At 33.1% G+C, this 19,101-nt stretch carries 19 protein-coding genes; 15 read left to right on the top strand and 4 right to left on the bottom strand.

What is annotated here, in order from left to right:
* The first annotated feature begins 134 nt into the window (after nt 1–134).
* Nucleotides 135–1,088 carry an aldo/keto reductase gene (locus tag ABZP37_RS10310; protein WP_366182758.1) on the top strand — a complete coding sequence of 318 codons (954 nt, stop codon included), beginning with the start codon at nt 135–137 and terminating at the stop codon, nt 1,086–1,088.
* A 152-nt stretch (nt 1,089–1,240) separates the two neighbouring features.
* On the opposite strand, the gene ABZP37_RS10305 is transcribed toward ABZP37_RS10310, so the two are convergent.
* Nucleotides 1,241–1,846 carry an NUDIX domain-containing protein gene (locus ABZP37_RS10305; RefSeq protein WP_366182756.1) on the bottom strand — a complete coding sequence of 202 codons (606 nt, stop codon included), beginning with the start codon at nt 1,844–1,846 and terminating at the stop codon, nt 1,241–1,243.
* A 7-nt stretch (nt 1,847–1,853) separates the two neighbouring features.
* On the opposite strand from ABZP37_RS10305, the gene pyrE reads away from it, so the two are divergent.
* Both pyrE and ABZP37_RS10295 read left to right on the top strand, forming a co-directional pair.
* Entirely contained in the window at nt 1,854–2,507 is a 654-nt protein-coding gene (pyrE, locus tag ABZP37_RS10300; RefSeq protein WP_366182754.1) for an orotate phosphoribosyltransferase, read from the top strand.
* 6 nt (nt 2,508–2,513) lie between these two features.
* On the top strand, nt 2,514–2,906 hold the full coding sequence (locus ABZP37_RS10295) for an SRPBCC family protein (protein ID WP_366182752.1): 393 nt from the start codon (nt 2,514–2,516) through the stop codon (nt 2,904–2,906).
* Between the two features lie 80 nt (nt 2,907–2,986).
* On the opposite strand, the gene ABZP37_RS10290 is transcribed toward ABZP37_RS10295, so the two are convergent.
* The gene (locus tag ABZP37_RS10290) at nt 2,987–3,718 is read right to left on the bottom strand and encodes a biotin--[acetyl-CoA-carboxylase] ligase (protein WP_366182750.1); all 732 of its coding nucleotides are present in this window, start codon (nt 3,716–3,718) and stop codon (nt 2,987–2,989) included.
* Nucleotides 3,719–3,816: 98 nt separating this feature from the next.
* On the opposite strand from ABZP37_RS10290, the gene rsfS reads away from it, so the two are divergent.
* From rsfS to ABZP37_RS10255, 7 genes are all read left to right on the top strand, one after another.
* Nucleotides 3,817–4,188: a ribosome silencing factor gene (rsfS, locus tag ABZP37_RS10285; protein WP_239866498.1), complete on the top strand. Its 372-nt coding sequence runs from the start codon at nt 3,817–3,819 to the stop codon at nt 4,186–4,188.
* Between the two features lie 16 nt (nt 4,189–4,204).
* On the top strand, nt 4,205–6,133 hold the full coding sequence (gene ftsH / locus ABZP37_RS10280) for an ATP-dependent zinc metalloprotease FtsH (protein ID WP_366182747.1): 1,929 nt from the start codon (nt 4,205–4,207) through the stop codon (nt 6,131–6,133).
* A 114-nt stretch (nt 6,134–6,247) separates the two neighbouring features.
* Complete coding sequence (locus ABZP37_RS10275; RefSeq protein WP_366182746.1) at nt 6,248–6,850, top strand: lactate utilization protein B/C; 603 nt, start codon at nt 6,248–6,250, stop codon at nt 6,848–6,850.
* A 1-nt stretch (nt 6,851) separates the two neighbouring features.
* Nucleotides 6,852–7,697, top strand: a complete 846-nt coding sequence (locus tag ABZP37_RS10270; protein WP_366182744.1) for a phosphatidate cytidylyltransferase — start codon at nt 6,852–6,854, stop codon at nt 7,695–7,697.
* A complete protein-coding gene (locus ABZP37_RS10265) occupies nt 7,687–8,340 on the top strand; it encodes a phosphatidylserine decarboxylase family protein (RefSeq protein ID WP_366182742.1) in 654 nt (217 codons plus the stop codon). The genes ABZP37_RS10270 and ABZP37_RS10265 overlap by 11 nt, the downstream gene beginning before the upstream one ends.
* Nucleotides 8,340–8,633, top strand: coding sequence for an acyl-CoA-binding protein (locus ABZP37_RS10260; RefSeq protein ID WP_366182741.1), 294 nt, complete (start codon nt 8,340–8,342; stop codon nt 8,631–8,633). The genes ABZP37_RS10265 and ABZP37_RS10260 overlap by 1 nt, the downstream gene beginning before the upstream one ends.
* Nucleotides 8,620–9,399 carry a superoxide dismutase gene (locus tag ABZP37_RS10255; protein WP_366182740.1) on the top strand — a complete coding sequence of 260 codons (780 nt, stop codon included), beginning with the start codon at nt 8,620–8,622 and terminating at the stop codon, nt 9,397–9,399. The genes ABZP37_RS10260 and ABZP37_RS10255 overlap by 14 nt, the downstream gene beginning before the upstream one ends.
* A gap of 61 nt (nt 9,400–9,460) precedes the next feature.
* Here ABZP37_RS10255 and ABZP37_RS10250 read toward each other — a convergent pair whose 3' ends face one another.
* Nucleotides 9,461–11,251, bottom strand: coding sequence for an alpha-amylase family protein (locus ABZP37_RS10250; protein ID WP_366182739.1), 1,791 nt, complete (start codon nt 11,249–11,251; stop codon nt 9,461–9,463).
* Between the two features lie 298 nt (nt 11,252–11,549).
* On the opposite strand from ABZP37_RS10250, the gene ABZP37_RS10245 reads away from it, so the two are divergent.
* The 5 genes from ABZP37_RS10245 to ABZP37_RS10225 all read left to right on the top strand — a co-directional run bounded on the left by ABZP37_RS10245 (nt 11,550) and on the right by ABZP37_RS10225 (nt 17,729).
* Nucleotides 11,550–12,425, top strand: coding sequence for a DUF808 family protein (locus tag ABZP37_RS10245; protein WP_366182737.1), 876 nt, complete (start codon nt 11,550–11,552; stop codon nt 12,423–12,425).
* Between the two features lie 89 nt (nt 12,426–12,514).
* Nucleotides 12,515–14,146, top strand: coding sequence for an OstA-like protein (locus ABZP37_RS10240; RefSeq protein WP_366182735.1), 1,632 nt, complete (start codon nt 12,515–12,517; stop codon nt 14,144–14,146).
* A gap of 100 nt (nt 14,147–14,246) precedes the next feature.
* Nucleotides 14,247–15,452 (top strand): aspartate aminotransferase family protein, encoded by a 1,206-nt coding sequence (locus tag ABZP37_RS10235; protein ID WP_366182733.1) that lies wholly within the window; start codon nt 14,247–14,249, stop codon nt 15,450–15,452.
* A gap of 127 nt (nt 15,453–15,579) precedes the next feature.
* Nucleotides 15,580–16,977, top strand: coding sequence for a tetratricopeptide repeat protein (locus tag ABZP37_RS10230; RefSeq protein WP_366182731.1), 1,398 nt, complete (start codon nt 15,580–15,582; stop codon nt 16,975–16,977).
* Nucleotides 16,977–17,729 (top strand): shikimate dehydrogenase, encoded by a 753-nt coding sequence (locus tag ABZP37_RS10225; RefSeq protein ID WP_366182729.1) that lies wholly within the window; start codon nt 16,977–16,979, stop codon nt 17,727–17,729. The genes ABZP37_RS10230 and ABZP37_RS10225 overlap by 1 nt, the downstream gene beginning before the upstream one ends.
* Before the next feature lie 66 nt (nt 17,730–17,795).
* Here ABZP37_RS10225 and ABZP37_RS10220 read toward each other — a convergent pair whose 3' ends face one another.
* Entirely contained in the window at nt 17,796–19,070 is a 1,275-nt protein-coding gene (locus ABZP37_RS10220) for a hypothetical protein (protein ID WP_366182728.1), read from the bottom strand.
* Nucleotides 19,071–19,101: the final 31 nt, after the last annotated feature.

The raw sequence follows: 19,101 nt of genomic DNA, 5'->3' as shown, positions 1-19,101 counted from the left end.
CGTAGAAAAGAATAATTCCACGAATTTTTTCGTTCTGAAATTATAATTAGCGAATTTGAAACACAAAATCGTATCAAACTGTTTAGAATCCTTTATTAAAGGCTTTATTTTAAATATATTTGAAAAAAAAAGAAATGAATACACTTCAATTAGGATTAGGAACGGCAGCCATAGGTCGCCCTTTATATATAAATATCCAAAATAAAGAAAGAGAACCTTTTGACTTAGAAAACTTCAAATCCAAAGGAATTGCCGTTTTGGAAATCGCTTATAAAAAAGGGATTCGCTATTACGACACCGCTCCTGGGTATGGACTGGCAGAACAATTATTGCTGGATTGGGTAAAAACTAAGAATGATCCAATGATAGAAGTAGCGACCAAGTGGGGCTATGTTTATACCGCTAATTTTGATCCTAGCGCAACTATTCATGAAGTGAAAGATCACAGCTTAGAACAACTGATCAAACAATGGGAAGTTTCGAAGGAATTGTTACCAAACCTCACCACTTTACAAATTCATTCCGCCACTTTTGACACAGGAGTTTTAGAAAACGAAGCTGTTTTACAAAAATTAGCCCAAATAAAATCAGACTATGATATCCGAATTGGAATAACGACTTCAGGCGATAATCAAGTGGATGTTTTGAAAAAAGCGATGGAAATCAATATAGACAATCAACCTCTTTTTGATGTATTTCAAGTTACGTATAACATATTAGAACAAAGTTTATCAAGTATTTTGGATATTCTAAAAGAGAAAGGCAGCCGAATTATCATTAAAGAAGGGTTGGCTAATGGCAGACTTTTACCTAATACAAATTTTCCGCATTATCAAAAAATGTATGGATTATTGGAACAACTTGCCACTAAATACAGGGTTGGTATTGATGCCGTTGCATTGCGTTTTTGTATGCAAACAACTGAACCTTTTATGATATTAAGTGGTGCAGGAGATACGCATCAACTGCAAGAAAACTGGAAAGTAAATGATTTTAAATTATCTGATGAAGAATTAAAGCAACTTCAATTTTTTGGTGTTAAATCCACTGATTATTGGTCAGAACGAAAACAATTAGAATGGAATTAAGGACACAAAATTGGTCTAGGCATTTTCCACGTGAGTGATAGAAGCAATCCGCCACGGCGGAGCGCATAGCACGACAGCAACCAGAGAAAAGGGCTCCTAATTGCAAAATTAATTAGCCCTTTTTTCTGACTGGTGGTACGCCCAAAAAAATTTTAAATATTTATCTTTTTTTCTTCTTCAAACAATAATTTAATATTTTCGTAGGAATTTTTCAACACGTCTGGAATGTCATTTGGGTTAATCCAAGCTACTTTTTCGATTCCTTCGTCTAATTGTCCTACTGGAACCCCTTCAAAGTCGGATTGCATTTCGAACCAATGCGTAATCTTTAACTTATAAATACCATTACGTTTAAAAACGTGATAGGTCTTTTGAAGCTTATTAGTTACTCTTAATTGATTGACTCCAGTCTCCTCCTCGACCTCACGCATGGCAGTTTGCTCAATATCTTCTCCTTTTTCTGTACCACCTTTGGGTAAATCCCATTTTCCGTTCCTAAAAATAAAAAGAACTTCCCCTTTTTTATTGTAGACCAAGCCTCCACCTGCTTTATTTACAGGAATTTTCGTCTTTAAAGTTTTCAAAATTTCGCTCTCATCAGGATGATAGAGATAGGCTTTTTGAATTTTATTTTGAAAAATTTTGACAATAAGTTGCTTAATATCAATACTTTCAAGGAGAAATAATTGAAAATCGGTTTCTTTTGATATTTTATTTGTCAAAAAAAGTGGTTTGTCGTTCACAAAAACTTTATACATTTGTAATATGATTTTTAATAAAGAAACAGCCGAAAAGACAGCCGAATTGCTTTTACAAATAAATGCAATTAAATTGAATCCAGGAAATCCTTTTACATGGGCTTCAGGATGGAAATCGCCAATTTATTGCGATAATAGATTAATTCTATCCTTTCCAGCCATAAGAAATTATGTAAGAGATGAATTTTCTAAGAACATTGAAAAACAATTTGGAAAACCTGATGTTATTGCTGGTGTTGCAACTGGAGCCATAGGAATTGGTATGCTCGTTGCCGAAAGCTTGGGGTTACCATTTGTATATGTGCGACCAGAAGCTAAAAAGCATGGTCGTCAAAACCAAGTGGAAGGTTTTTTACAAAAAGGACAAAATGTTGTTGTTGTAGAAGATTTAATCAGTACTGGAAACAGTAGTTTGATGGCAGTAGAAGCCTTAAGAGCTGCTGGCGCAAACATTAAAGGGATGGCAGCAATTTTTACTTATGGTTTTGATGTTGCGGAACAAAACTTTAAATCGGCAAATATTGATTTATATACACTGAGTAACTACCAAAATTTATTAAATCTTGCGGTAGCTAAAAGTTATATTACAGAGAAAGAAGAGACCACTTTGAGAGAATGGAGCGTTACCCCATCAACATGGAATGTAGTCATAGAAAAATAATTTAAGATGAATCTAAAAAGCCCAAAAGTAACTGTTGAAAAATCAGCTCAAGAATTATTTAATTTGTTGACAGATGTCCACAATTTTAAAAAATTAATGCCTGAAAACATCGCTAAATTTGAAGTAGTTGAAAATGAATCTTTTATTTTTGGCCTGAAAGGTATGCCTGAAATCCATCTTAAAATAAAAGAAAAAACTGCTCCAAATAAAATTGTATTAGTGGCTGCATCAGGAAAACTACCGTTTACTTTAGTAGCTAACATTGATAGTATTTCTGATAACTCAAGTGCTATTAAATTTGATTTTGAAGGCGAATTTAACGCCATGATGGCAATGATGGTTAAAGGTCCTATTAGTAAATTAATTGAAACATTGGCTGGTAATATGGGTAAACTATAAACAACCATACATTATAAACAACAATTCCCTTTTAGTTTTGACTAAAAGGGAATTGTTGTTTATAAGATAATTTAAATTTCCTAATATAGCATTTGAATTTCTTTAACTCCGTAGTTTGCAATACTGTCATCTACTAATTGTACTTGAAGTTGACCATTTGAATCAACACCTTGGATAATACCCATAAAATTTTGGTGAGTTCTACTATTTTTAAAAGCCATTGGAATTCCTACTTTGAATAGTAAACCCGAATAGGTCTTCCAAATTGTTAGTGGATTTTCAGAAAGGAGTATTACGTTTTCTTTTATTTTTTCAATAATCGCTTGTAAAATGGCCACTTTATCAAATTCCTTTTTACAAATTACCGATAAAGAGGAAGCTTTGGGTAAATGATCAAATTTAATTTGATTAACATTCAACCCCAAACCGATAACAGAATGAACGTTTCCATCTGGCTTTAGGCTATTTTCTATTAAAATGCCACCTATTTTAAATTGATATGACATAATGTCGTTAGGCCATTTAATACTCAATTGAGGGATCTTAAAAGTTTCTAGGGCTTGAATTATGGAAACTGCAACGGTTACATTTAAATTAAATATCTCATCAACACCTGAAATAGAATCCTTAACAAAAACACTCATTATGAGATTCTTACCCTCTTCTGTTTCCCAAATAGACCCCATTTGTCCTTTTCCATTTGTCTGTCTTTCGGTTGTAACAACGGTGAAGTTTTCAACCTTTTCCTTTATTATTAAGGCTTTGAGAAAATCATTTGTAGAATCTATGGCATTGAGTTTGATTAGTTTCATTAGTTATTATTTGACAGACGTAATTTAATATTATGTTAAGGTTCAAAAATAATGACAAAAAATGATAACTTTGCGAACTTACACACATAAAATAATTCATGGCAAAAAAAACAGTAAATAATGATGATCTCTTAGCGAACATCATAAAAGGAATAGAAGAAGTAAAAGGTAATGACATAGATATTCTTGATTTAAGAGATATAGATACTTCCGTTTGTGATTATTTTATTATTTGTAACGGAAATTCAAATACTCAGGTTAACGCCATTGTAAACTCCATCCAAAAAACAGTATCTAAGGAACTAAAAGATAAGCCATGGCATATCGAGGGAACAGATAACGCTGAGTGGGTTCTTATGGATTATGTTAATATTGTAGTACATGTTTTCCAAAAACATATCAGAGAATATTATAATATTGAAAGTCTATGGGGCGATGCTAAAATCACTACTATAGAAAACAAATACTAAAAGACAAAAATATAGAATGGCAAAAAATAATAATCCAACTCCAAATAAATTTAAAGTAAGCCCTTGGTTAGTTTATACGGCCATATTACTTATTTTCTTATTTATTAGTTTCGTAACTGGTGGTTCAAATATTCAAGAACCTGCTCAATTGACTTCATCTAAATTCAATGTTTTTTTAGATAAAGGGCAAATTGACAAAGTAATTGTTTACAACAAATCAGAAGCAGAAGTTTTCTTAAAAGCAGATGCTTTAAAACTTGCTGAACATAAAAAAGTATCAAAAGACCTATTTGACAGACCAAATACCAAAGGTCCTCAATATACTTTTGAGATTGGAAACGATCAAATTTTTCAAACCAAGTTAGAAAAAGCTGTTGAAGAAGGAAAACTAAAAGATTTTAACTTTTTAGCTAAAAGCAATTGGTCTGATATCATCATCAGTTTATTACCTATCATCATCATCATTGGAGTATGGTTGTTTATCATGCGTAAAATGTCAGGTGGTGGCGGAGGTGGCGGAGGTCAAATCTTCAACATTGGCAAATCAAAAGCCAAACTTTTTGACGAAAAAACAGATGTAAAAACAACTTTTAAAGATGTTGCTGGTCTTGAAGGAGCTAAAGAAGAAATACAAGAAATTGTAGAATTCTTGAAAAATCCTGAAAAATACACCAATTTGGGAGGTAAAATCCCTAAAGGAGCCTTACTAGTAGGTTCACCTGGAACAGGTAAAACTTTATTAGCGAAAGCTGTCGCTGGTGAAGCTCAAGTACCGTTTTTCTCTTTATCCGGTTCTGACTTTGTGGAAATGTTTGTAGGTGTTGGTGCTTCTAGAGTACGTGACCTATTTAAACAAGCTAAAGAAAAATCGCCTTCTATCATTTTTATTGATGAAATTGATGCTGTTGGTAGAGCGAGAGGGAAAAATAATATGTCAGGTGGTAATGACGAACGTGAAAACACATTAAACCAATTACTAACAGAAATGGATGGTTTTGGCAGCAATACAAATGTAATTGTATTAGCAGCAACTAACAGAGCGGACGTTCTGGATAAAGCTTTAATGCGTGCCGGACGTTTTGACAGACAAATTTTTGTTGACTTACCAGACATTCGCGAGCGTGCCGAAATTTTCAAAGTGCATTTAGCACCATTGAAAAAAGTAGAAGGTCTTGATTTAGACTTTTTAGCCAAACAAACACCTGGTTTTTCTGGAGCAGATATCGCTAACGTATGTAATGAAGCAGCTTTGATTGCTGCACGTTACAACAAAACAGCAGTTGACAAACAAGATTTCTTAGATGCTGTAGATCGTATCGTGGGAGGTCTAGAAAAGAAAAACAAAATTGTAACTCCTGAAGAAAAGAAAGCAATTGCTATTCACGAAGCAGGACACGCCACAGTAAGTTGGATGCTAGAACATGCTGCCCCACTAATCAAAGTAACTATTGTTCCTAGAGGTCAAAGTTTAGGAGCGGCTTGGTACTTACCCGAAGAGCGCCAAATTGTTCGTCCAGATCAAATGCTAGACGAAATGTGTGCTACAATGGGTGGTAGAGCGGCAGAAAAAGTGATTTTTAACCGAATTTCTACAGGAGCTTTAAGTGACTTAGAGAAAGTAACCAAACAAGCTCGTGCTATGGTTACTATATATGGCTTGAATGACAAAATAGGAAATGTTACTTATTATGATTCAACAGGCCAAAACGAATACAATTTCGCAAAACCGTATTCTGAAGAAACTGCTAAGATCATTGACAGCGAAATATCCTTACTTATTGAAAGTCAATACCAAAGGGCTATTGCTATTTTAGAAGAAAACAAAGATAAACTGAATGACCTTGCTGCTATCTTGATTGAAAAAGAAGTGATTTTCAAAGATGACTTAGAAACAATATTTGGAAAAAGAACTTTTGACAAAAATCTAGGGGAAGTAGTGTCTTAATAAAGACTTTATTTATAAATAATTTTAAAATCTTAATTCAAAAAACACTTTTGAATTAAGATTTTTTTATCTTTGAACGTTTTTCAGATAACAAATAAAGCCCCTTTTTATAATATGAGTATTTTCAGTAAACTTTTTGGTTCTAGTAGTCCGGCTTCAGAAGAAGATAATGACAAAGAAAATGAAAATTCTTTTTCTGAAAAAAACATGACTATAGATGAGCAGTTCATGTATAATTTTAAAAAAAATGGTGGTAAATTTTTATATTGCGAAAACCAAGAAGAAGTTAAAGACCAATTTGAAAACATATTAGAAGAAAATGATTGGTACGAAAGTGAAGTCCTCTGTTATGAGTCCAATCTATTTAACATCTTGGATGAAAATAAACTAACATACGCAAAAGCTAGTGTTCCTAAATTTTTATTTTCAGGTTGTGAAAATCTTATTGCGGAAGAAGGTTCTGTCTTGTTTTCATCTCGACAAATCAAACAACACAAACCACATGAGCTACCTGCTAACATCATCATTTTCGCAAAAACAAGTCAAATACTTGCTTTTAAAACTGATGGTCTTAGTGCTATAAAAAAGAAATACGAAGGGAATTACCCAACGAATATTACAGCCATAAAATATTTTGAAAAAGCAAAAGAAGAAGATTTTACACAATATGGAAGTTCTGCAAAAAACCTTTATCTATTGCTTCTAGAAGATCTTTAAAATGAATGAAACCCTCAAGAGATCTTTGTCAGGCGCTGTATATGTATTTTTATTAATATTTAGCATCTTATATTCTACAGAAAGTTTTTTTATACTTTTTGGTGCATTCCTATTAACTGCTACGGTTGAATTTTGCTCGTTGGTAAAAATTAACAAAATAGCTCCATTTTTGATAGCGACACTATGTTATGCTTTTTTCTATAGTATAACTTTCGCAACAAATGGCATTTTACTTTCTCTTAAATTCAACAAAACGTTTGATTTAATCGTATTAGGCACAACATTATTTGTATCCGCAAAATGCATTCATTTCTTATTTGACAGTAAAGCATTAACAATAAACTCATTATCAAAATACATTTATCTTATTGGATACATTATACTTCCATTTATAATTATTACTAAAATTCCATTTGGAAAAACAGGGTACAACCCTAAAATTCTTATTAGTATTTTTATTTTGATTTGGACTAACGATTCCTTTGCTTATATCGTGGGGAAATCTATAGGAAAAACTAAACTATTTGAACGAATTTCACCTAAAAAAACATTCGAAGGTTTTTTTGGAGGAGTTTTTTTCACCGTATTAGCTAGTTATATTATTGCTAAATATTATATTCAAATTGCCGAGTCAAATTTGTATATTTGGATTGTGATTGCCGTAATTGTTGGCGTTTTTGGCACCATTGGTGATTTAATTGAATCCAAATTCAAACGAGTAGCTGAAGTTAAAGACAGCGGAAAAATAATGCCAGGACATGGAGGCGTACTAGATCGACTAGATAGTGTTATATTTGTAGCACCAATTGTATTTTTATTTTATCAAATTTTAAATTATGTTTCATAAAGAAGGAATCAAGACCATTTTATTAGGAATTATTTTCACTGTAACTGTACTATTAGTATCGGATCAAATTGTTGATATCGAATGGGTAAAAAAACTAATGCAAATTAGTGCCCTTTTAATTTTGATCATTATTTTACAATTTTTCAGAAACCCTAAAAGATCTGCCATTATCAATGAGAACCATATTCTGGCTCCTGTAGATGGTAAAGTAGTGGTTATCGAAGAAGTATACGAAGGTGAGTATTTCAAAGACAAACGCCTACAAGTATCTATTTTTATGTCGCCAATCAACGTACACGTTACCCGTTACGCGATGACTGGATTGATCAAATTTAGTAAATACCATCCAGGTAAATTTTTAGTTGCTTGGCATCCTAAAGCTAGTGAAGAAAATGAAAGAACAACGATTGTTATTGACAATAAAACTTTTGGTTCTATTTTGTATCGCCAAATTGCTGGTGCATTAGCACGTAGAATTGTAAATTACGCACAAGAAGGAATGCAAGTCGTTCAAGGAACTGATGCTGGTTTTATTAAGTTTGGGTCAAGAGTAGATTTATTTTTACCTATCGGAACTAAATTAAATGTGGTTCTAAACCAAAAAGCCATAGGAGGAAAAACAATTATTGCAACTAAAGAATAATGGGTAAAAAAGATCTAGAAATACAGTTCCAAGAGGCATTACAAAAGGCTTCGGAAATGAGTCAAGCCTCTTTACCACAAGACGTTCAATTGCGCCTATATGCCTATTACAAACAAGCAACTTTTGGGACAATTGAATCAAAACAAGCAAACGCAACATTCCATCTAAGAGACGCATTTAAAACAAATGCTTGGATGCAAATTAGTCATATCTCTACATCAGAAGCCAAGAAAAGATATATCGAAATCATCAACTCACTTTTAGAAAACCCTAATTCCAATGAAAACGAATAATTTCTTTATAGTAAGTACATTATCAGTCCTTTTCTTTATTTCCTGTAACAAAAAAAAATATACCGAAGTAGTCGAGGTTCCTTTGCCTACTGCCCAAGAAAAGATTACCATAGGTTTCCCTGAAGACGTTAGAGCTGAACCAGGTTCTTTCTTAATGGATAAATTACCATATGCATATGATGCCCTTGCGCCAACAGTTTCCCCATTAACTTTAGAAACTCATTACTCTAAACATTATCTTACCTATACCAACAACTTTAATAAAGCCATTGCTGGAACAGGTTTAGAAAATTTATCTATTGAGGAAGTTTTAGCAAAACTAGATCTAAATAATTCCGAATTAAGAAATAATGCTGGCGGATATTATAACCACAACTTATATTGGAAATCAATGGCTCCTAATGCTGGCGGGAAACCTACTGACACAATAGCCTCTCTTATTAATAGAGATTTTGGATCTTATGAAAATTTTAAAATAAACTTTTCAGCTGAAGCCAGCAAACAGTTTGCTTCCTCTTGGGTGTGGCTTGTTGTGGATAAAGCAGGAAAACTTCAAATAACAAGCACTCAAAACCAAGACAACCCCTTGATGCGAAATGCAGTAATACAAGGAACACCAATTATTGCTTTAGATTTATGGGAACATGCTTACTATTTGGGCTACCAATACAGACGTAGAAGCTACATTGAATCCTTTTATAACGTCCTAAACTGGAAAAAAATAAACGAAGCTTACTTAGCAACCACCCGAAGAAAATACAGATAATAAAAAAGCTGATGTGTAAATTTACACATCAGCTTTTTTTATTATCTGTAAAATCAATTCTCTATTGTAACTCTAACACAAATGATTCCAAAGGAGCTAACTGGATTGAAATTAAGCCATCTCCATTTACAACCTGCATGATTAATTTTGTTTTCTTGTATAACTGATCGGTTAATTTGTATTTACCATCCTTTAATCCCCATTTTTCAATTACAAGATTAGGAACTTTCAATTCAAATGTACTGGTTGTATCTGCTGAAAAATTAGCTACAATAATTAACTTTTGAGTATCAGACCAACGTGTATAACTATAAATACCGGTATCATAACCCTGTGTATGATAACGGTTAGCAAATTGAATTTCTTGAAAATCTCCCATCAATGCTGGACTTTTCAAAGTGAAATTTAACAAACGTTTGTAAAAATCACGAAGCGAAGTTTCTTCAGAAGTAAGTTGTCCTCCATCAAATTCTCCATTATTTACCCAACGTTGGTGAGACGGAACACCTACATAATCAAAAATTGAAGTTCGAGAATGAGTTCCAAAACCGGCATTTTCATTAGCTGCTTCTCCTACTTCTTGACCAAAATAAATCATTACTGGCGCAGAACTTATCGTTGCCGAAATAACCATCATGGGTTTTCCTTTTTCTCCACAACCTGCAAATTCAGGACTTGCTACCCGTTGCTCATCATGATTGTCTAAAAACTTTAACATATGGTGGCTAACATCCCATAAATCATATTGGATTTGAGTCAATTCATCTGGCCATGAACGCCCTTGAATCACATCTTTCAACTTATCATAAGTCCCCACTTTATCATATAGATAATCCATTTTACCCATTTTGATATAGTTATAATAAGCATCCGGATTATAAACTTCCGCTAACAAAAAAGCATCTGGATTTTTCATTTTTATAGACGAATTCATAAAACTCCAAAACTCAAATGGAACCAATTCTGCCATATCATAACGAAATCCATCCACACCTTTTTTAGTCCAATACAAAGCAATGTCTCTGAACTTGTACCAGGAATCAGGCACTACTTTATCTTTCCAAAATTCGTGATGTTTTTCATAAGATTCAGTATCATAACCCCATGGTAAATTAGGAAAATCCAATCCACCATCAGGACGAACACCATAATTTATTTTGGCTGTCTCGTACCAGTCATTTTTATCTGGACGTGCCATTCTAGAGCCATTTCCCGTCCATTTGGCAGGGATTTCTACAAATGGTTCATCCAGTAAAGGATTGGATTCTCCACCCAAAGGCTTTTCAATATCAGGCAACTCAAACTGTGAATTAGGGATATAATAAAAGTTATTATCACGACTGTATTCTACTGAAGTATCATCATTGGCACCAAAATCTTTTACCCCTTTTGGATTTGTCTTTCCTTCATATCTACGAGCCACATGATTGGGAACAATATCAATAATTACTTTCATTCCTGCTTTATGTGTACGTGTAATCAAAGCTTCAAATTCGGCTAAGCGCTTTTCGGGATTCACGGCTAAATCAGGATTTACATTATAATAATCCTTAACAGCATAAGGCGACCCCGCTCTTCCTTTTACAACTGTGGGATGATCATTAGAAATTCCAATATTTGTATAGTTATTAATCAATGCATGATGTGGCACTCCTGTGTACCAAATATGAGTCACTCCCAATTTTTTAATTTCTCGTAATGCTTTTGGTGTAAAATCGTTGAACTTCCCTACTCCATTTTCTTCAATGGTTCCCCAAGGCTTATTAGTTGTATTAGTATTCCCAAAAAGTCTTGTAAAAACGTGATAAACTACTTTTTTGGTTTCCGTTGTGTTTTCTTCTCCTTTTTTCATATTTAGTTAATTGCGCTCTGCTTTATTATTTGGTATTTTTTGTTACCAATGAATAACAGTATTTATTTCAATTTTCTAAATATACTATTTTCTAAAAACTATCTTTCTATGGATTTACTTTTTTTTTCTAAAACTATACTGTTCCATTAAAAATATAAAAACTCAATTTTGACTTGAATTATTTTTTCAAATTATTAAAACTTAAAATATGTTTTCATTACTCCTTTTGTTGTACTAAATTTGATGCAGTTTTAGACTCAAAACTTATTTAGACTCAAAATAATACAACAGAAAACGTATGGCTTCGGGAATTTTTTTAATATTAGATGATATAGCTGCATTGATGGACGATGTGGTTGTAATGAGTAAAATTGCTACCAAAAAAACAGCAGGGATTTTAGGCGACGATTTAGCTGTAAATGCCGAAAAAGCTTCTGGATTTGTGTCCTCTAGGGAAATTCCTGTTCTTTGGGCAATCACCAAGGGTTCTTTCCTTAACAAATTGATTATTCTACCTCTTGCATTTGTATTAAGTTATTTTGTCCCTGTATCCATTACAATTATCCTTTTCTTAGGAGCGGTTTATTTAGCATACGAAGGTGTCGAAAAAATATATGAATACTTTGTACCCCACCATCATTCTGCCGAAAAACCTGTTATTCAAAACTTAACAGAAATCGAAATTTTGGCAGAAGAAAAAAACAAAATAAAATCTGCCGTCATCACTGATTTTATTCTTTCAATAGAAATCATAATCATTGCTTTAGGAACTGTACAAGATCAAAAAAAGCTGCCATCACTTGAGATTCAAGTCATAGTCGTTTCATTCATTGCAATACTTGCCACGGTGGGTGTTTATGGCATTGTAGCAATCATAGTTAGAATGGATGATTTTGGTTTTATTTTGAGTAAAAAACAAAACAGTACTAGCAAATTCATTGGAAACCTATTAATACAGGCTTTACCTAAAGTAATTCAATCCCTTGCTTTTATTGGAACTATCGCTTTATTGCTTGTATCGGGAGGTATTTTCAAACATAATATTCCTTATTTACATCACTTTCTAGATAATTTACCATCTGTTGCAAGCGAGTTTGTTTTAGGACTAATTTTTGGAGTAATTGCACTAATTGGTGTGAGTAGTTTTAAGTTTTTTGCAAAAAAAATAAAATAATCACATACACATACACATCTTTTAAAAACTTGAAAGCAATTCCCTCTATGATTGCTTCCTTTTTCATAAATTTGACAAAAATATTTCCATTGAAGCCATTTCATTTTTTTATTAGTTGTTTCTTGTTTGTACTAAGTATTCACTCACTTGTGGCACAAACTCCAAAAAAAATAATCATTGAACATTCGGATTTTGCTGATGTAAATGAAACCGAGATACCGGATGCTTTTTTATTAACGGGTAATGTAAGTGTCAATCACGACGGAATTGTTTTAACGTGTAATAAAGCGTACTATTTTCAAAAAGAAAATTACATCAAAGCCTTTGGAAACGTACAAATTGTACAAGGTGATACCCTTTACCTAAATAGTAAATATGCGGAATATAACGGAAACATGAAACAAGCATTTGCTACTGGAAATGCCGTGATGAGTTCTCCAGATGCGACTTTGGCAACAGATACAATTAACTTTAACCGTAACACACAAGAAGTCTATTACAATACACAAGGAACAATTATAAATCGTGAAAACACATTGAAATCTAAATCAGGTCGCTACTATGTGGCACAAAAGAAATTTCAGTTTTTGACAGCAGTAACCATTACCAATCCAACTTATGTAATCAAATCGAATCATTTGGATTATTTTAGTAATTCTGGGCACTCGTATCTATTTGGGCCTTCAACAATTACGAGTAAAGCCAATTATATTTATACGGAAAAAGGTTTTTATGATACGAAGAAAAATCTAGCCCATTTTTTAAGGAAGTCTTACATCCGATACGATGACCGACTTATTGAAGGGGATAGTTTATATTATGACCGAAATAAGGAATTTGCATCAGCGACACGGAATGTAAAAATCACAGACACCATAAATAAAGGGATCATAAAAGGACATTATGCTGAAATGTACAAGAAAAAAGATTCTCTTTTTGTAACCAAAAGAGCAGTAGCTATTAATCTGGTTGATAATGATTCTGTTTACATTCATGGAAAAAGACTAATGGTTACAGGTCCTGAAGGCAACCGAGTTATTCGTGCTTTTAATAACGTTCGGTTTTACAAAACGGATATGAGCGGAAAATGTGATTCGTTACATTCCAGTTCTAAAGAGGCTCTGACTAAATTGATTGGAAATCCTATTTTATGGAATGGAGAAAACCAAATTACCGGTGACATCATGCATCTTATTGGAGATAATCAAACCCAAAAACTAGATTCTTTAAAAGTACTGAACAATACTTTTTTAGTTTCCAAAGATACTTTAGGAACAGGATACAATCAGGTCAAAGGACTGAATTTATACGGAAAATTTAGAGAAGGAAAGCTTCATGAAGTCGATATTGTCAAAAATGCCGAAGTAATTTATTACATGCGAAATGATGCTCAGGAATTAATTGGTATTAATAAAAATGTAAGCAGTAAAATCAACATGATTATGGAGAACAATACCACTGAGACTATTACTTTCTACAACCAAGTCGATGGAAATATTTATCCCGAGGAAGAATTACCAGAAAATGCAAGAAAACTTAGAGGTCTCAACTGGAGAGGAGAAGAACGTATTAAATCCAAAGATGATATCTTCTCAGAAGAAGACAACGAAATGAATAATCAGTTAGTCAAAGAAGGCGAAATTGACAAAGCAAAAATAAGCGTCCCGATGAAAATCAGAAAGGAAACTTTGGATTACGACAAGAAGAAAAAGAAAAAATAAGAATTAGTGATTATAATTTAGTTCTTAGTGCATATTAAAATAAAAAACTTTGTGATCTTAGTAATATACTTTGTGATCTTTGTGGTTAAATAAAAAAATATTGAATTCAGATTTTATAAAATATCAAGCTCAAACATCACCCTATCCTTTAGGGATGGAAGTTTCATATGCAAAAGGCTCTTATATTTACGACACTAATAACAAGAGGTATTTAGATTTTGTTGCGGGAGTTTCGGCTTGTACATTAGGACATCAACATCCTAGAGTAAATCAAGCCATTAAGGACCAATTAGACAAATATTCTCACGTTATGGTGTACGGTGAATATTCACAAAGTCCAGCGGTAGAATACTGTAAGCTATTGGCATCTCTCCTACCCGCTCCTTTAGATAAAACCTATTTAGTCAATTCAGGAACCGAAGCCATAGAAGGTGCTTTAAAACTAGCCAAGCGTGTTACTGGTCGAAGTCAGTTAATCTCGTGTCACAACGCTTACCATGGAAACACAATGGGTTCTATGAGTGTAATGGGATGCGAGGAACGCAAGCAAGCCTTTCGCCCTTTACTTCCTGATATTAATTTCATTACCTTTAACAATGAAGCAGATCTAGAAAAAATAACGACTAAAACAGCTGGGATTTTATTAGAAACCATTCAAGGTGGTGCCGGTTTTATCCAACCTGAGAATAATTTTCTAACAAAAGTACGTCAACGCTGTACCGAAGTAGGGGCATTATTAATTTTAGACGAAATACAACCTGGTTTTGGTAGAACTGGGAAATTATTTGGATTTCAAAACTATGATATTGTACCTGATATAGTAGTAATGGGCAAAGGCATGGGGGGCGGAATGCCCGTAGGTGCTTTTACTGCCTCTACAGCAATGATGGATTTATTGACTCATAATCCGAAACTAGGCCATATCACTACCTTTGGCGGTCATCCTGTCATTGCGTCAGCCTGTTTAGCGACTTTGCAAGAATTAACAGAAACCAATCTCATGGAAGTGGCTTTAGAAAAAGAAAAGCTTTTCAGAACACTTTTGGTACATCCTTTGATACAAGAAATAAGAGGAAAAGGGTTAATGCTTGCTGCTATGACAAAAAGCGAAGACATTACAAATGAAGTGATTTTAAGATGTCAAGACAGAGGGCTAATTTTATTTTGGTTACTCTTTGAAAGTTGCGCTATACGAATCACTCCTCCTTTGACTATTTCTGAAGAAGAAATTCGTGAGGGTTGTTCGATATTGATAGACGTGATGAACGAAGTGGCTTTACAACAGGAAAAAATTACTAAAAAATAATAACATTATTACTAATTTATTACACTTCAAATTGTTAATTAAATTGTTGACAACAATTCAAGATTTTCTTCCTCATAAAAGTAATGATACCTAACTTTAAATAGGCTAAATTCTAAACAACAACAGTATGCAACTAAGTGACGAAGAAGAAAACTATAACTTATCGCTTTCCAAATTCGAGTCCATGTTAAAAACTAATAAAGTTCTTTTTTTTGACTCTGAAGAATTTGAGGAAATTATCCTTCACTATTTGGATATGGGTAAGCCAGCATTAGCTAAAAAAGCCCTTAAATTGGCCTTAGACCAACACCCTAAATCAACTGGTTTGAAATTGGTGCAAGTCGAAATGCTTATTTTTGAGGACAAGCTTGATATTGCCGAAAAATTACTAAACGAACTCTATGCAATAGAGCCTAACAACGAGGAAATTTATATCCAAAAAGCTAATATATGCTCTAAAAGAGACCAACATGAAAAAGCTGTAGACTATCTCAAAATGGCTTTAGAACATACTGATGATTATGCTGATGTATATAATTTAATGGGTATGGAGTATCTTTTTATGGATAATCTAGAAGACGCTAAAAATAGCTTTATAAAATGTTTGGAGGAAGATATTGAAGATCAAACAGCTTTATATAACGTGGTTTATTGTTTTGAATTTTTAGACCAACATACTCAAGCCATTGAATATCTCAACCAATATATTGAAAAAAATCCATATAGCGAAATTGCTTGGCATCAAAAAGGACGCTTACATTATGGATTAAGACAATACGACGAAGCTATCCGCGCTTTTGAATACGCTACCTTAATTGACGAAGACTTCTTAGGTGCACATATGGAGAAGGCTAAAGCTTATGAACGCTTAAACCAATATGAAAAAGCCATAGAAAGCTACAATCGTACATTAGAATTAGACGATGCCACTTCATATGCCTTGTTGAGAACAGGAAAATGCCATGAAAAACTTGGAAATACAGCACTAGCTTTAAAATTTTATAATGAAACCGTACATGAAGATCCCCTTTTAGACAAAGGATGGATTGCCATTACTGATTTTTACGTTCGTCAAAATAATTTCCAAAAGGCACTATTTTATGCCAACAAAGCTTTGGCCATTGACAACCAAAACAAACTCTATTGGAAACGATATGCTACTATCAATAAACAAATGAACTTTTTTGAAGAAGCTGAATTTGGCTACAGAAAAGCAGTGGAATTTGGTGACACTGAACTTGACACTTGGTTGTTTTGGGTAGATTTATTGCAGTTTTTAGGCGAATTTGATGGAGCTATAGTAACACTTTTACAAGCGACCGAATTTTACCCTGAATCAAACGAAATTGAATATCGATTAGCCGGATTGTATTTTATGATTCAAGATACTACCAAAGCAAAATTTCACTTAAGTAATGCTTTGCGTCTTAATTTTGATAATTATATAATTTTAGAAGATCTATTCCCTGTCGTTTGGACTAAAAAAAGTGTGCGAAACTATATTGACAAACATAAAAAAGAATAATGATTACGATTCAAAAAAAACGTTTTGGTTTATTAGGAAAAAACATTAGTTACTCCTTTTCTAGAGGATATTTCAAAGAAAAATTTGAATCTGGTAATTACGAAGGATGTAGCTATGAAAATTTTGATATTCCTGAAATTACTGAATTCCCGAGTATCATTGAGAACAATCACTCTGGATTAAGAGGTATCAATGTAACCATACCTTACAAAGAAGTTGTCATACAATATATGGACAAATTATCAAAAAAAGCGGCTTTAATTGGCGCTGTAAATACCATTAAAATAACCAAAAACGGAAAATTAAAAGGCTACAACACTGATTATTATGGATTTAAAAAGTCATTACAACCACTATTGCAGCCACATCACAAAAAAGCGTTAATTCTAGGAACTGGCGGGGCATCTAAAGGTGTAGCTTTCGCATTAGAAGAACTAGGCATTGAATATACTTTTGTATCTCGTGGCAATAAAGAGAACACTATTGACTATAGTCAAATAAACGAAGAGACATTTAATCAATACCACATTATCATCAACAGCACACCCGTAGGAACGAGTCCTGACATTGATGCTAGCCCTGCGATTCCTTATGATTATTTCACAGATAAACATATCGCTTACGACTTAATTTATAATCCAGCTGAAACTAAATTTCTTCAAAACGCGAAGGCAAAAGGAGCTAAAATTAAAAATGGATTAAGAATGCTTGAATTACAAGCTGAAAAATCTTGGGAAATCTGGAATAAATAATTCGCTAAACAACAACAAAAAACCGCTTAGAAAATAATCTAAGCGGTTTTTTAGTATAAAAAAAAATTACATACCCATTTTTTGTTTCAATGCTTTTTTCTCAGCAGACATTTCTAAAGCACCATAAACACTAATAAGTGTGGTCGCAATATCTTTATTTGCAGGGTCAATTTCCAAAGCTTTTACCAAAAACGGAATTACACCTTGATAAATCTTTTTCTTTTCTCCCTTCAACACTTCGTATCTTTTATTGTCCTTATCAGAAGTACCTAATTTATTCATCTCCGTATTAAGTGGTGTTTCAGCTTCTAACTTTACACCTACCAGATTGATATAAGCATTCATGTATTTAGGATCTACCTCAATAGCTTTCTTGTAATACATTTCAGCCTCTTCCTTATTCTTTGCATTTGCACTTACAACTCCTAAGTTAAATAACAAATCAGCATCGTTTGGTTTTTTTGCTAAAATTTCAGTAACCAATTTTTTATAGGAAACAAAATCCTTAGTTTCTAAATATAAATTAGCTTCCGTCATAGCCAAAGAAGTGTCCTCTGGATTTAAAGTTCTAGCCTCCACAATAACTTTTTTAGCTTCTTCAATATTCTTTTGTTGTACTAAAATTAAGGCGATATTTTTAACAATTTCACCTTGTTTTGAAGCTACTACTTCAACTCTTGGCTTCGAATGTGTCTTCAATTTCACCATTCTATCTCTTTCTTCTTTAGAAGGAAACGCTTCTTCTTTATTAGAAATCAAACTGGTAGCAACAAAGCTTTTAGACTTACCGGTAAAGTTTAATCTTCTTAACTCTTGCAGGCTCACAAGAGCACCATCGAAATCTTTACCATTTAACTGAAAACTTGAAGCATAATACAAATTCAGAGTATCTTTTTTATCTAATTGGTATGCCTCAGATAACTTAGCCGCTCCCTCTTTATACTTTTCAATCTTAGAATCTTCAATTGCTCCGTTTATTAATTTATCTTTTACTTTTGAAATTGTCTTTAGTACTTCATTTGTGTACTCCATCTTTCCAGACTTCTTTTCAATTGCAATTACTTCCTGAGCTGCTTTTACTGCCAAAGATAAATTGTTATCTACATCAACATTTTTATCAGCTGCGTCCATATACACAGTTTCTCTCAAATAATAATACTGTGCTTTTTCAGCATCAGAAGCATTAGACAGCAGAGGCTCTACTTGATTTAACAAATTAGGAACTTCTTGCATATTTCCTTTTTTAATCGCTTTTTCTACTGCTTTTAATTGATCTTTTTGAGCAAAAGCAGCTACCGATATCAATAAAGCTGATGTCAGTAATACATTATTAGCTTTCATAATAAATTATTTTAAAATTAGTTAGTTTGTT

Origin of the sequence: Flavobacterium ovatum (genome assembly GCF_040703125.1) — a bacterium.
Taxonomy (GTDB): domain Bacteria; phylum Bacteroidota; class Bacteroidia; order Flavobacteriales; family Flavobacteriaceae; genus Flavobacterium; species Flavobacterium ovatum.
The sequence above is the reverse complement of the archived record's forward strand: the minus strand, read 5'-3'. Positions and strand labels throughout refer to the sequence as shown.

Excerpts from the sequence above, each read along its gene's own strand:
- ftsH (WP_366182747.1), top strand. The coding sequence starts at position 4,205 with ATGGCAAAAAATAATAATCCAACTCCAAATAAATTTAAAGTAAGCCCT.
- ABZP37_RS10250 (WP_366182739.1), bottom strand. The coding sequence starts at position 11,251 with ATGAAAAAAGGAGAAGAAAACACAACGGAAACCAAAAAAGTAGTTTAT.
- ABZP37_RS10295 (WP_366182752.1), top strand. The coding sequence starts at position 2,514 with ATGAATCTAAAAAGCCCAAAAGTAACTGTTGAAAAATCAGCTCAAGAA.
- ABZP37_RS10260 (WP_366182741.1), top strand. The coding sequence starts at position 8,340 with ATGGGTAAAAAAGATCTAGAAATACAGTTCCAAGAGGCATTACAAAAG.
- ABZP37_RS10305 (WP_366182756.1), bottom strand. The coding sequence starts at position 1,846 with ATGTATAAAGTTTTTGTGAACGACAAACCACTTTTTTTGACAAATAAA.
- ABZP37_RS10225 (WP_366182729.1), top strand. The coding sequence starts at position 16,977 with ATGATTACGATTCAAAAAAAACGTTTTGGTTTATTAGGAAAAAACATT.
- ABZP37_RS10230 (WP_366182731.1), top strand. The coding sequence starts at position 15,580 with ATGCAACTAAGTGACGAAGAAGAAAACTATAACTTATCGCTTTCCAAA.
- ABZP37_RS10310 (WP_366182758.1), top strand. The coding sequence starts at position 135 with ATGAATACACTTCAATTAGGATTAGGAACGGCAGCCATAGGTCGCCCT.
- ABZP37_RS10290 (WP_366182750.1), bottom strand. The coding sequence starts at position 3,718 with ATGAAACTAATCAAACTCAATGCCATAGATTCTACAAATGATTTTCTC.
- ABZP37_RS10270 (WP_366182744.1), top strand. The coding sequence starts at position 6,852 with ATGAATGAAACCCTCAAGAGATCTTTGTCAGGCGCTGTATATGTATTT.
- ABZP37_RS10220 (WP_366182728.1), bottom strand. The coding sequence starts at position 19,070 with ATGAAAGCTAATAATGTATTACTGACATCAGCTTTATTGATATCGGTA.
- ABZP37_RS10265 (WP_366182742.1), top strand. The coding sequence starts at position 7,687 with ATGTTTCATAAAGAAGGAATCAAGACCATTTTATTAGGAATTATTTTC.
- ABZP37_RS10275 (WP_366182746.1), top strand. The coding sequence starts at position 6,248 with ATGAGTATTTTCAGTAAACTTTTTGGTTCTAGTAGTCCGGCTTCAGAA.
- pyrE (WP_366182754.1), top strand. The coding sequence starts at position 1,854 with ATGATTTTTAATAAAGAAACAGCCGAAAAGACAGCCGAATTGCTTTTA.
- ABZP37_RS10245 (WP_366182737.1), top strand. The coding sequence starts at position 11,550 with ATGGCTTCGGGAATTTTTTTAATATTAGATGATATAGCTGCATTGATG.
- rsfS (WP_239866498.1), top strand. The coding sequence starts at position 3,817 with ATGGCAAAAAAAACAGTAAATAATGATGATCTCTTAGCGAACATCATA.
- ABZP37_RS10255 (WP_366182740.1), top strand. The coding sequence starts at position 8,620 with ATGAAAACGAATAATTTCTTTATAGTAAGTACATTATCAGTCCTTTTC.